Origin of the sequence: Methanospirillum sp. (assembly GCF_035406105.1) — an archaeon.
In the GTDB taxonomy this organism is placed as follows: Archaea; Halobacteriota; Methanomicrobia; order Methanomicrobiales; family Methanospirillaceae; genus Methanospirillum.
The window spans coordinates 1-12,986 of sequence record NZ_DAONKG010000049.1 but is presented as its reverse complement, the minus strand read 5'-3'; the positions used below and the strand labels follow the sequence as shown (position 1 = coordinate 12,986).

The 12,986-nt window shown below is 45.7% G+C and carries 11 protein-coding genes; 3 read left to right on the top strand and 8 right to left on the bottom strand.

Features of this window, described 5'->3' with window-relative positions:
* The 6 genes from PLA23_RS04605 to PLA23_RS04580 form a co-directional block, all read right to left on the bottom strand.
* A partial coding sequence (locus PLA23_RS04605; RefSeq protein ID WP_324474182.1) for a YgjP-like metallopeptidase domain-containing protein occupies positions 1-925 on the bottom strand: 925 nt, incomplete at its 3' end.
* An 89-nt stretch (positions 926-1,014) separates the two neighbouring features.
* Positions 1,015-1,647 carry a nitroreductase family protein gene (locus tag PLA23_RS04600; protein ID WP_324327724.1) on the bottom strand — a complete coding sequence of 211 codons (633 nt, stop codon included), beginning with the start codon at positions 1,645-1,647 and terminating at the stop codon, positions 1,015-1,017.
* A 55-nt stretch (positions 1,648-1,702) separates the two neighbouring features.
* Positions 1,703-3,109, bottom strand: a complete 1,407-nt coding sequence (locus PLA23_RS04595; protein ID WP_324327722.1) for an MATE family efflux transporter — start codon at positions 3,107-3,109, stop codon at positions 1,703-1,705.
* The gene (locus PLA23_RS04590; protein ID WP_324327720.1) at positions 3,106-3,570 is read right to left on the bottom strand and encodes a MarR family winged helix-turn-helix transcriptional regulator; all 465 of its coding nucleotides are present in this window, start codon (positions 3,568-3,570) and stop codon (positions 3,106-3,108) included. The genes PLA23_RS04595 and PLA23_RS04590 overlap by 4 nt, the downstream gene beginning before the upstream one ends.
* A 71-nt stretch (positions 3,571-3,641) precedes the next feature.
* Entirely contained in the window at positions 3,642-3,821 is a 180-nt protein-coding gene (locus tag PLA23_RS04585) for a hypothetical protein (RefSeq protein WP_324327719.1), read from the bottom strand.
* Positions 3,822-3,879: 58 nt separating this feature from the next.
* Entirely contained in the window at positions 3,880-4,239 is a 360-nt protein-coding gene (locus PLA23_RS04580) for a hypothetical protein (protein ID WP_324327717.1), read from the bottom strand.
* 212 nt (positions 4,240-4,451) lie between these two features.
* Between PLA23_RS04580 and PLA23_RS04575 the strand changes: the two genes are divergently transcribed.
* Together PLA23_RS04575 and PLA23_RS04570 are read left to right on the top strand one after the other, a co-directional pair.
* On the top strand, positions 4,452-6,965 hold the full coding sequence (locus tag PLA23_RS04575) for a methyl-accepting chemotaxis protein (RefSeq protein ID WP_324327716.1): 2,514 nt from the start codon (positions 4,452-4,454) through the stop codon (positions 6,963-6,965).
* Positions 6,966-7,015: 50 nt separating this feature from the next.
* Entirely contained in the window at positions 7,016-8,773 is a 1,758-nt protein-coding gene (locus tag PLA23_RS04570) for a transporter substrate-binding domain-containing protein (protein ID WP_324474180.1), read from the top strand.
* Positions 8,774-8,782: 9 nt separating this feature from the next.
* Here the strand turns inward: PLA23_RS04570 and PLA23_RS04565 are convergent, their stop codons facing one another.
* A complete protein-coding gene (locus PLA23_RS04565) occupies positions 8,783-9,778 on the bottom strand; it encodes an HNH endonuclease (protein ID WP_324327713.1) in 996 nt (331 codons plus the stop codon).
* Positions 9,779-9,806: 28 nt separating this feature from the next.
* A complete protein-coding gene (locus tag PLA23_RS04560; protein ID WP_324327711.1) occupies positions 9,807-10,745 on the bottom strand; it encodes an MBL fold metallo-hydrolase in 939 nt (312 codons plus the stop codon).
* 427 nt (positions 10,746-11,172) lie between these two features.
* Here PLA23_RS04560 and PLA23_RS04555 point away from each other — a divergent pair, with 427 nt between their 5' ends.
* Positions 11,173-12,957: an efflux RND transporter permease subunit gene (locus tag PLA23_RS04555; RefSeq protein ID WP_324327710.1), complete on the top strand. Its 1,785-nt coding sequence runs from the start codon at positions 11,173-11,175 to the stop codon at positions 12,955-12,957.
* Positions 12,958-12,986 lie beyond the last annotated feature (29 nt).

Genomic DNA, 12,986 nt, shown 5'->3' with positions numbered 1-12,986 from the left:
CAATGGTATGATTATATACCCACTCCGCATGCGGAGTCATAAAGGCACTGATATCGCTTACGGTAACAGAGGGGGGGCATACAACACGGACATGACGATCCCGGTTTATCTTAATAGTGATTCGTTTTGCCCGGTTACTTCGCTCTATAGTATATGGTATATGCTCCCCCAGATGGGTAACCTGACCGGTTTCTCCTTCAGGTGTATGACCATTTCCTCCCTGCTTTTCCTGATGGCCCGGGAGTGGATGAGAGATTCCGACTCGTGGTGCAATCCATGATCTCCGGCTTTCAACAAACGCAATGATTGTATCTGTCGGCATATCATAGGGTGCAGACACCTCAACCTTCCCATTTCTATGAATTTTCAGCGTAATTCGTGTGCACCGGGTACTGCGAGATATCCGGTAGGGAATACGTGTATCAGCAATCTGTATGCTCTGGTCTTCATACGTGGGAGGGCATTCGGGAAGGGTACGGAAATATTCCCTATAAATCCACTCTTTTTCGCTATTAAGAAATCTGATGATATCCTCTTGTGTCGCTGTCCCGGGATTTTCAACTTGAATTCTGCCATCCGGATATATCGAGAGAGAGAGGGTTTTTCTTCGCCGGTTAAAAACAACGGAATATGGAATATCAAGACCTTTTATGTGTATCGTCCCCCCTGATAATACAGAATGCTCTTTTTTTGTATCAGAATACTCATCTACCAGCGGTGGTTTTTTATAATCCTTGACCTGCTTCTTGATCTCATTGAGGGAGAACCCCTGTGGGGCTTTTACAACAAAAAGTCTTGCAGAGATCTGATGAATAAAAATTTCCTGGTTTTCTTTCGTAAAGGTTATCAGGACCTGGATAGCTGTTCCATCGATATCCAGGGTAATTTTTTCGAGGGTACTATCAGGATGTAAGGGAGTCTGCATAGGTCAGGTATACTTTTCTCCGATACGAATGGTTTTTAGGCATACATAATCATGCTGATACATAACGCACGTATATTGTGCTCTAGTGCTCAAAGCCATGACACATCCAAATATGGATCAGGAGCATTCTCCTTCTCCTCAAGGCTTTCATGAGGATATCCTACAGCAACACCAGTAACGGCATATTTTCCTGGCGGGAGATTGACAAGAGTAAAAAATTCTGATCGTCTGGAGAGATATGATATGCCGGGAAGCAGATGGACTCCAAGGCCACGTGTTACCGCAGCCATCCAGAGATGCGAAACCACAAATGCTAAGGATTCCTGTTCAACCGGGGGAAATCTCCGCTCCTCTGTGATGATAATGATCCATGGTGCTGACCTGAACGATGGTATGCCTGTGGTCTCAAAATTTTTGAGGAGCTGAATATAACTACCCGGCCCTTCAGGAGTATAGGCACGCCATCCGAAGAAGGAAATAAGTTCATCACAACTTGTTTCTATCGCCCGCTTCAGAATCTGTTCCAATGTTTCACAAACAGAAGTCCCGGTCCTGAAGACAAAGAATTTTCGAAGATGTGTATGATGTACCGGTTCTGGATACGGATATGGAGCACAGGACCCTGCCCGTATCACCTCAAGAAGGATCTCTTCCGGAATAATTCGTTGTGAAAATACGTGTACCGGATAACATGGATGGCATGTATCATGCACGCTCATCATAATCCCTATAAAAAATGGGGGATATGTATTTTTTCATAATGGATCTCTTTTCTATTCACTGATATCGGAGGAGCCGGGACAGGTATATTTTTGCCCATATATACGCAAGAGTCCCACCCATAATATCTCCGGCAACAATACCCCACCATATGCCATGCTCCCCGTATCCTAGAATGATACCAAACAGGTAGGCACATACAGCAATAAAGAGGAGATTTCTGAATACATTCAGGATGAGTGAGGTCATCCCTTTCCCAACACCCTGAAAGAGTGACCCGGACATGATTCCCGGGGGAACAAAGGGATAAAAGAAACACATCGTTGCAAGAAATGCTGCAATGGATGGCGCTAGATGGATACTCTCCGGTGAATACGTAAATATAGACGCGATCTGATATGAAAAAAGCCAGGTAAGAATGGAAAGGCTGATTGCTACCATAAGACCGGTTTTTACAGAATAATTATGTATGATGGGCAGCTTCTCATATCTTCGGCCACCAAAGGCAGCACCAGCAACCGATATGACCGACGTTCCGATTGCGGCAAGGGGGATGATAGCAAATATCACAACCCGCCACCCGGCAGCATACACGGCAACGGCATCTGTCCCGGCCACACTGACGAGCAGACCATTAATGATGATTGCCAGAAATGACATCAGGAAAAATTCCAGGCTTGCGGGAATACCAACACCAAGGATATCCTGCATCGTCTGCTTCTGGTATACATAGGAACGCCTGGAGACGGTAACATATGTGTCTTTCTTTCCAAAGAACCAGTAAATGAGGACGATCATCACAAAAATCTGAGATATGACCATCCCCCATGCCGCTCCAGATATTCCCAATCCGGCAGTGTAAATAAGGAGCGGATCAAGGACCATGTTCATGAGGGCAGAGAGAGCGATCAGATACATCGAGCGTTTTGTGTCCCCTTCTGCACGAAGGATGGCAGATCCCACACTGGTAAGCAGAAGCAGAACTGTACTTCCAAAAATGACTCTTCCATACTCACCACAGAGTCCTGCGGTTTTTCCTGCTCCAAAGAGAAGGGCAATATCGGTGGTCCAGATTATAAGCGGGAATGTAATGATAACAGAGATAATACCGGTTAAAAGAATTGCATGAACGGCAGCATTATTTGCACCTGCCAGATCACCTGCCCCGATTCTTCGTGCAATTACTGACGTTGTACCTGCTGCAAGACCGTTTCCAAGGCCGACAAGAACCAGGAAGAGTGGAGAGATAAATCCGACGGCAGCCAGTGCATCTGAACCAAGCCCTGCAACCCATATCGCATTGACAATATTGTAGGTTGAATACAGCAGCATGGCGATGATAAGTGGCCCGGATAATTTTCTGATCGCTTTCTCCGGCTCTCCCAGTAACAACGAGACCCCGACCGTCTCCTCTTTCTCCCCGGTGGGTGTATTTATGTGGTTTGCAATTGGATTCTGTTTCAATTCTCTCCCTCAAGTTCACGGATGGTATGAATGCTTACGCATGCAACCTGTCTGAGAAGAGCAAGGAGGTGCTCCTTTTCTTCTGCAGACAACTGAAAACAGACAGCCTGCTCCCATTCCCGATCGATAGCCATAATCTCTTGTGCCATTTTATAGCCGGTGCTGGTCAGGGACAGGCGGAATGCACGGCGGTTATCAGGATCCACTCGTCTGGAAATATACCCTGCATCCTCCATTTTTTTCACCGTCCGTGCAATCGTCCCTTTATCAAGATGAAAATACCGGGCCATTGCCTCCTGAGTAATGCCCGGATGTTTTAACAGACACATAAACACGGGGTACTGCCCTGCGGATAATTGAAAGGCCTTTAACCGCTCATTTAAATAAATAACCCGTGCCCGGTTGATTATGGAAAACAGAGGGCCGGGTGGAAGTGATGACGGGACTGGGCTGTCTGACACCAGTACAGGTTTGTATGAATACCATATAATGTTGCTTATGCAACAGTTGTGTATGCAATAAAATAGAAGGATTATTTTTTCCGGTAGATGTTCAGTCCAATCTTGATCTCCTCATGCCCGGGGATTGAAATATTTCCTTCCGTTGACGCAATGGTGATTGATTTTCCGGACTTTGATTCGCCATAATCCTTGCTGATATCAACGGTGATGGTCAGAATTGTTCCTTCGACTTTCATGTCTACATTTTTCATACCGTACCATTGGTAGGATAATACTTGGATTTTTCCTTTCTCTTTTAATGTAGCATGATTATTCAGTATATATCAGCCGGAAGGATTCGCTCTCATATATCTTATCCCGCGGGCCTGCATCCGCAGCTTCAGATGCCGGAGCAAAAATCTGAAATTTCAGAGAGTGTTCTCCCTTTTTCCTGTACTGAAGTGGGATATCAAAGAAATTGGTCTCTTTCCCGTCATTACTCAGCCATTCATGAACCACTGAGATCTCCTGTTCATCAAGGAAAATTTTCGTGATCACTTTCTGGCGTTTTTTTGCATCATGTGTGATCTGGTAAAAAAACCTGGAATCACTGACCGGAGTGGTAAGGGTTTTTTGGGGATCGACATCTCCGGCCTTTGTTGTCCAGAATCCATGTATTGCTATCTCCATAATCATCATCTATCTGTTCATGTGACGGATAATAAACTGTTGGGATCACTGCGGCATAATACCTTTTTATATAATGAACTGATGGAAAGAAAATTTCTGATTATAATATTTAATAATACTGAATTAATCCCCCCATGACTGACAGACAGTGATCTATAAATAGACATTTGGTCAATGAGAATCTGTCTTGAAAAATTTGTGGGAATCGTTCGATGAAGCAGATTTCATGGTTTGATTTCAGATCAATCAAACAAAAAATCCTCTTCTTTGGTGGGTTTGCATTATTACTGGTTGCAGCATGTATTATCGGATATGCGGCGTTTGCTCTGCATTCAGCAGCAATTGCAGCAGCGCAGGATGAAATGAACAATATTGCTGAACGTGAGGGGGCATATATCAGTAAAGTACTGGAAGAGCCGTATTTTACTGCAGCGAGCACAGCATCCGGATTGGCCGGGATCAGGGAGAAGAACCCTCATTTTGCCAGAACTGATGTCATTCATTTGTTGGAGGGTATATTAAAAGACCATCCGTTCTATAATGGAATATATACAATATGGGAGCCCGGGGTTTTTGACGGACGTGATGAGCAGTATAAACTCCGTGAGGGGTATGACAAGACCGGTCGTCTTCGTATCTACTGGTACCGGGATGCAGATGGAAAGATGGTCCGCAAACTCTATGATGAGACGACCAAGGATCCCGGATCATACTATGATATTCCGAAAAAAACCGGCAAAGGGGAACTGATTGAGCCTTATCTTGAGACCATGCAGGATCCGCCGGTGCTCATGGCCTCAGTTTCACTCCCGATTATGATGGGAAATTCGTTCGCCGGTATTGTCGCAATCGATGTGGCTTTGACGGATATTGAAAAGATTGCCGATAATCTGGATCTCTATGAGGGAACCGGGAAGATGGTTGTGCTCAGCCATGAAGGGCTTGTTGCCGGAGCATCCGGGGATCAGGATGTTGCCGGAAGACCCTTCTCTGAAGTTGCTGATTCATTCGGCCTTCCTTCTGATCTCATTCTTAATGCGGTAAAATCCGGGGAGCGGCGAACATTCTCTGAGCAGGGGATTATGGGATCGATAAGCCAGGTAAAAGTTGGTGATGCCCCAACCCCATGGGGTATTATTATTTATGCCCCGGATGAGGTGGTTACCAGAAAAGCGACTGAACAGACGATTATCCTGATCATTATCGGCATTGTATTCTCAATTCTTGGTCTGCTTCTGCTCTATTTTGTCGCAAGATCAATATCCCGGCCGATCGAGGAGATAACAAGCGTTGCGCATGATCTCTCCGTCGGGAATATCAGCACACAGGTCTCAATTGTGCAAAAAGACGAAGTGGGAAGACTTGCAGACGCTTTCAGAGCACTTTCACACAATCTGAAGAATAAGGCAGAGTCAGCTGAGCGGATTGCTGCCGGTGACCTGAAATTTTTGATTGAGACGGCGGGTGAGAAGGATGTACTTGGCAACTCGATGATTCGGATGAAGATGATATTATCTGATCTGACCGCCACCATGAATCATCTGGCCGGACAGGCAGCCTCAGGAGACTTGTCAGTCAGGGGAGATGCTGACAAATTCTCCGGAGAGTTTGCTCTCATCATCAAAGGAGTAAATGCAACCCTTGATGCGGTTATCGGGCCATTACACGAAGCAATGCGCCTTGCCCGGGAGTATGCGGATAATAACTTTGCAGCCCGGTTTGATGAAGCAGTGCAGACATCCGGTGATTTTGTATCATTTCGGGATGCTATGAACAGTATCGGTATCCAGGTCACGAAAACCATTCAGAATATTCAAAACCGCATGGTTGAACTGACGGCAAGTGCGGAGGAAGCACAGGCATCGGCTGATGAAGTTGCACGGGGTTCATCGGTTGTTGCCAGTCATGCAGAATCGGTATCGGTTAGGGCAGACCAGGGAAGTGAGGCAACGAGCCATATCCTGCATGCCATGGAAGATCTCTCAACTGCAGTATCAGATGTTGCAGTACGGAGTGAATCGGTATCAAAGCTGACTGAAAAAGGGAATGAAGTGAGTAAAAAAGGGCAGGTTCTTGCATCCGCAGCAAGTCAGGGGATGGAAGGAATACGGACTGCAACAGATGACTTAAACCGCATCATTACTTCCATTCAGGAACAAATGACCCAGATCAATAATGTCATAGGAATTATTACGGGGATTTCAGATGAAACAAACCTTCTTGCACTCAATGCAGCGATAGAAGCCGCACGGGCAGGCGATGCAGGGAGAGGATTTGCTGTTGTTGCTGATGAAGTCAAGGATCTTGCGATGGAAAGTCATGCATCAGCCGAGAAGATCGAGGAGATGATCAAAAACCTGCAAAAGGAGTCTGCCCGGGCATCTGATCTGATGACCAGAGCTCATACCCAGGTCGAACAGGGGTATGAAGCGGTTGGCCAGAGTCTTACCTTATTTGGAGATATTGCCATCATGCTGGAACAGATTGCCCGTGATGTCGGTGATGTCGCGGCAGCATCTGAGGAAGAAGCAGCATCAGTATCAGAGATTACAAGCAATATCGAACATGTTGCCGCCCTCATAAAAGAGACGGCTGATAATGCCGTATCAAGTGCTGCAGTATCACAGGAGACCTCAGCGGCTGTTGATCAGATCAGAAAAGTTGTTGAACATGTCAATAGTGTTGTTGCCGCTCTCCAAAAGGAGATAGATCAGTTTACCATCTGATCATTTGCCCCCTTTATTGCGGAATGCGCAAAACCGTGTGTATCTCCATAATGAACCCGGTTCTTTTATCCAAACATTCGTATCTTCTCTTTCTCCTACTTTTAGGCGTTCTGAACGGGTTTACGTGCTCTTTTGGCTTTGCTGACACACCCTCATCAGACATGCCCCCTCTTTCTCTGACGCCCGAAGAACAGCAATGGATCGCAACTCACCCGGTTATCAGGATATGTCCAGATCCAAATTACCCTCCGTTTGAAATCCTCACTCCAGACGGTGAGTACGAGGGAATTTCTGCAGATCTTATCAGAATTATTGCAGATATGGCTGGTTTTACCTTAGAAGTAGTACCATGTGAGAACTGGAGCCAGTGTATTGAAAAAATAAAAAACCGCGAGATAGATATCCTTGGAGCGGTCTATATCTCGGATTTAAGAACCCAGTACCTCTCATATAGTGATCCTATCTACTCATCTCCTCTGCTCATCATCACCAGAAATACTGCTCCTTCAGATCTGACTATTACCGATCTCTATGGGAAATCAGTGGCGGTTGTTGACGGCTATACATCCCACCTTCTCCTCGCGACGCAGTACCCAGATATATATACCGTTGTTGTGCCTGATGTTGCTTTAGGACTGGAGAAGGTTGTATTTGGTTCCGCAGATGCATATGTCGGAGATCTGGCAACCGCTGCATACCACACAGAAAAATTAGGATTTACCAACCTCCAGGTTTCAGGAGTTATTGCACCATCAGATACCTCATTTCATAATCTGGCCTTTGGAATTCGCAGTGATCAGCCGGTTCTGGTCTCCATCATCAATAAAGGGCTGAGATCACTTCCTGAATCGAGGAAAAAAGCCATTCTGACAAAGTGGATTCCTGCATCACTCATATCACCCCTGATAAACCGGCAGATACTGATTGCAGCAGGTATTGTCATCGCATTCTTTTGTATAATCATCATAGGTTTTTTTGTATGGAACCGCTCACTTCGAAAAGCAGTTGCAGAAAAGACACGACAGCTGGTTGACGAACTTGACGAACGAAAACGGATTCTGACTGAACTCCAGCAGAAAAATGATGAACTTTCTGCTGCGTATGAACAGATTGCAGCTACCGAGTATGAATTAAAGCGTCAGTATCGTCAGCTGATTGAAAGCCAGGAAGAACTCAAAGAGCAGGAACGAATACTCCGGCAGGTGAGATTCTCCATCGATCAGAGCCATGATATGATGATGTGGCTTGACAAAAACGGGAACATCCGGGACGTAAGCGGGAGTGTGCTATCAGCTCTGGGATATGCACGTGAAGAGTATAATTCAATGAATATGTCAGCCATCGATCCCAGGTTCACGATACATGCAGGGTTTGATTTATCCGGAAGGGATGATATCGCTCCAATCCGATATGAGACCGAATTTTTGACAAAAGAAAAAACACCGATCCCGGTTGAGGTCTCTCTCATCTCATATGAGTATGCTGAGGAGACTATGATCCTGCTATCAGCCCGTGATATTCGTGAGCGGAGGATGATGGAAGAACTCAAAAAGAAGGCATTTACACAGATTGATAAAAATATCGAGCAGTTCGCGATTTTAAATGATCAGATCAGAAATCCCCTCACCATTCTCATGATCTACGCGGAGGAGATGGATAGCCCAGATGGAGAGAAAATTCTTGAGGAGATATTGAAGATTGATACAATTGTAGATAAACTGGACAAAGGGCTTTTAGAGTCTGATAAAGTCCGGGCATTTCTTCGAAGATATTATAATCATACCGAGGGTGATGATTTTGGTCGGTGACCTATCCCATCATGCCTTCCATTCACGGTACACCGGTAATTTCCATGTGCCCTCACTCCCTCGTATGATGATGGTTCCATCTTCTCTGCTGACGATAATTGAACCTGAATGAACAGCCTGGTGATGATATACACACAGGGTAATCATATTCTCCGCCAGGTCTTTTCCGTCTCTGGAAAGGGGAACAATATGATGGACTTCGACCGGCCCCCGGGTTTCTTCACCACGAGCAGCACAAATCTGGCAGACATTCCCGTGAAGCTTTCTTACCAGATATGACAGGTACCGGTTTCTTCTCATCTGCATCGGAAGAATTCTGTGTTCCTCCTCACGAATCAGGGAGTGAACATCCCTGCCTGCCTTTCGTGCACGGGTATACAGATGATGGTACCGCCGTTCTGATGGTGGTTTTGTGATGGTACCTGCTGCGGTTATCAGTGATGTTCGGGAATACCCACCCGGATTGACTTCATCTGCATATTCAGGAAACACATCGAGTAATCTGAGGATGAGGAGTGGATCCCCTTTGAGAATCCGATCTCTTATCGTTGGTTTATTCAGGATTGCATCAAATACCTGCCGGGGCGTAACAGGCAAAAGTCCAAACCGGATCCACCATTCCAGAATACTGCAGAGCTCCACCTGATCTGATATCAGAAATTTTAATCGCCCCCGTTTATTCAGAACCATATTTGCAAGGGCATCAGATGCATTCAGATCGATGAGATGCCGCAGATCGGGATCACTTGAAAAAACGGTCTGAATGACTGCTGCAATCCATTCAAAATCGGGAGAGTACGGCCCGCCGGCCTGATGAAAAAGGTATTCAAGAAAGGCAACCGAACCGGATGGAACACCAAGAACACGGTGCTTTGAGCGGGGATCATCGGCAGTACATGCCATCACAGCATCCTGAATACACCTCCCCACAAGTTCGCCATCTCTGATGTTTCGGGCAACCAAATTAAAACAGGGTATATAATCACGCCAGTGCAGAGATTTCATATATTCTGCCCTGATTATCCTGCTGCCATCATGGTCTGACAAAATGAAAAGTCGTTCCAACAGTACTGAGAACAAACGCATCCGGCATAGCACGAGCCATGCACACCTGAGCTTCCCATCCGGTGCAGTGCATCGGTATGATGTAATCAGGATTGATCTCCTGCAGTGCAGAAATCGTGTCCGGAATGATTGTTTTAAAATAGGGCCCTGAAAGATGAAATCCTCCCATTATTGCATGAACCGCTTCAATACCGGTTATTTTTTGTGCATACCTGACTGAATTGATGATGCCGGCATGGGCACATCCGGAGATGATGATAAGGCCCTTCTCTTTGAGGTGAATGATGAGTGACTGATCATCACGGAATGAATCTTTTACAAAACTATTTCCCTCCATTGCCTCAAGTACCGGAGATCCCTGCTCAAACGAGGTCGTCCGCTCAATCTCTCCGGTAATCATTACCATGTGATCTGCAAGAACCGATGGATCTGTGGAGAGAGAAAGGATACCTCCATTGTGCGTTACCGTATCCTGCATACATGAAGGTAGATTGGTATACGAACCATCAGGCAGTCTTTTTCTTCTCAAGGAGAAAGCTGCAGGATGAGTATGAACCGGGATACGGCAGGATGACTGGCGGAGAACAGAATACAGGGCACCCATGTGATCATAATGACCGTGGCTGATGATGATCTCACAAATCTCATCCAGATCTACTCCGAGGATCTTTGAATTATGAATAAATGCTGTGTCAGTCGCCCCTGCATCCATAAGAATGGTCTGAACCTTTTCTCCTGATCGAACCCGAATCAGGAGTGATAACCCATGTTCAGCAAAAAGGGTCATTCCATGGGAGGGTGTCGGCCGGGAGATGTGCTTTGTGTCTTCAGCCAGGAGAAGGTCGGTATAGTTATCGACCAGAACGGTAATATCGACGCTGTCAACAGGTTTGATTGAATATGACATAGAATCAATGGTGTACCTATCTCTCATATGAGGGATTAAGTCCTTCTTTGTATGGAATTCAGCACGTACGGAGGAGGAAGAGATGACCAAAAAAGGGGTCGGAAAATATATATATCATAATAACAACAATAGAGATTGTTCCCTGCCGGGTGGAATTATCGGTACAATCCGGCAGGAAGTCGCGGATGGATGCATGAGGTGAAAAGGTCCGGATATTCTCATCAGTCTCCATCCGCTCATATCTTTTTTTTGGATCTGGGTTTTTTTCATGTATGAAATTTATTAAATCAGGTCAGTTCCTTATTATATCTATGAATATTGTGAAAATACGTTCATCTTTCCTCCATATCCACGATTAAAATGCCAAACATCTCATTATTCAGCCCTGTATCATGGTATCTTACTATCAAAACGGGTAAAATCAGACATGCTCAGACCATATGACTGGCTTGCATACCAGATAACAAAACGTCCGGGTATAATCGCCGGAGTTGCCGTCGTAATTTTTGTCATTGCTCTTTATGGGACAACACTTATTACCATGCAAACCGGCAATGAGGCCTATCTGGATAAAAATACACCTCGTGGTGCATTGCTCGCTCATTATGCCGACACCTATGGATCTGATGCCATTATGGTCATCATTGAGTCTGATGATGTAACGAAGGTGGACACTTTATGGTATATTGACCGCTTATTATCCCATATTCAGAGGCACCAGTCTGTTGAACGTACCTCAAGTATTGTTTCCCTGCTCAAAGAGGGAAATGGCGGAGTTCTTCCGACTTCATCTGCTGAAGTCAAAAAGATTATTCAGAATGCCCCTCCTGGAGTTGTTGAGAGAAACCTCCCCTCTCACATGATGACCCTTGGTGTTATCACACTCGTTCCGGGGCTTTCAGAAGATCGCCAAAAGCAGGTATTATCAAATATTCAGACCATTGTAAAGACGTCCAGACCTCCCCCGGGTGTATCTGTCACCCTCTCAGGTGAGCAGGCATTCAGCCAGCAGATGGGAAGAGAGATGGGATCATCCATGGGGACACTCATCATGGCAGCGATGGTTCTTATGATCGTTGCCGTCCTTGCTCTCTTTTCTCATGTCAGATACGCTCTTCTCCCGGTGGGCGTTGTAGCTGCAGGTCTCGTGCTGACCTTTGGTCTGATGGGACTGACCAAAACCCAGATCAGTATGGTTGTAATCGGCGCATTTCCGGTTCTGATAGGTATTGGGATAGATTATGCCATCCAGATGCACTCGCGACTTGATGAGGAGATTTACAAGTCACCACTTCAGGAAGCAGTCACTACCACGATAACCAAAACCTGTCCATCGGTCCTGATTGCTATGCTGGCAACATCAACCGGTTTTATTGCGATGATATTCGGGCCGATACCAATGGTCGGTGATTTTGGAATAACCTGTACATACGGGGTTATCTCCTGCTACATCGCAGCCCTCATCATTGTCCCGGTCTTTGCCATGCTGGTTCATTATCGGGGGAAAAGACAGAAAAAACAGGGTATATCTGATTTTGTAACAGGAACCGGTGAAGGAACCGATCCGAAATCTTATGACAGTTCTTTTGTGCATAAAGGCAAAGAACCCCTGATAGAAAAGTATGACCGGATCCTCGGGCTTATCGCATTAAAAATTGCCCAGCGACCGATACCGGTGTTGCTGCTTGTATTTGCTATTGCGGTAGTCGGATTTACTCTTGATAACCACGTCCCGATCAGTGCTGATCAAAAGACCTTTGTCCCCCCGGACATGCCAGCCTTATTGGATATGAATAAGGTAACACGAACCATGGGAGCAACCACTACAATCCCCATTATCGTGTCTGCTGACGATGTTCTCCATCCGGAGAACCTGGCATGGATCTCTCATTTCGGGACGTATGTGGTTGATAAAAATGAGAAAGTGACAAATGTGGACAGCATCGCCACCCTCATAGCAGCATACAATAATGGCACGCTGCCAAAAACCAGAGCTGAAACCTCAAAAATTGTCTCCTCCATTCCCACCCAATATACAAAACGGTACCTGAATGGAAAAAATGAAGCAGTCATGGAATTTTCAACCCGTGATATGGAGATTTCACAGGCACGGGATCTCATTCGGATCATCAGGAAAGACATGAACTTTTACCCCCATCCTCCGGCATCTCAATACGGGTTACCGGATCACTTGAGATGTTCAGCACCCTGATGGATGATATCGAGCGGTCGAAAACATTT

Coding starts and splice junctions, on each gene's coding strand:
- PLA23_RS04600 (WP_324327724.1), bottom strand. CDS start 1,647: ATGATGAGCGTGCATGATACATGCCATCCATGTTATCCGGTACACGTA.
- PLA23_RS04585 (WP_324327719.1), bottom strand. CDS start 3,821: ATGAAAAATGTAGACATGAAAGTCGAAGGAACAATTCTGACCATCACC.
- PLA23_RS04580 (WP_324327717.1), bottom strand. CDS start 4,239: ATGGAGATAGCAATACATGGATTCTGGACAACAAAGGCCGGAGATGTC.
- PLA23_RS04575 (WP_324327716.1), top strand. CDS start 4,452: ATGAAGCAGATTTCATGGTTTGATTTCAGATCAATCAAACAAAAAATC.
- PLA23_RS04570 (WP_324474180.1), top strand. CDS start 7,016: ATGAACCCGGTTCTTTTATCCAAACATTCGTATCTTCTCTTTCTCCTA.
- PLA23_RS04565 (WP_324327713.1), bottom strand. CDS start 9,778: ATGAAATCTCTGCACTGGCGTGATTATATACCCTGTTTTAATTTGGTT.
- PLA23_RS04560 (WP_324327711.1), bottom strand. CDS start 10,745: ATGTCATATTCAATCAAACCTGTTGACAGCGTCGATATTACCGTTCTG.
- PLA23_RS04555 (WP_324327710.1), top strand. CDS start 11,173: ATGCTCAGACCATATGACTGGCTTGCATACCAGATAACAAAACGTCCG.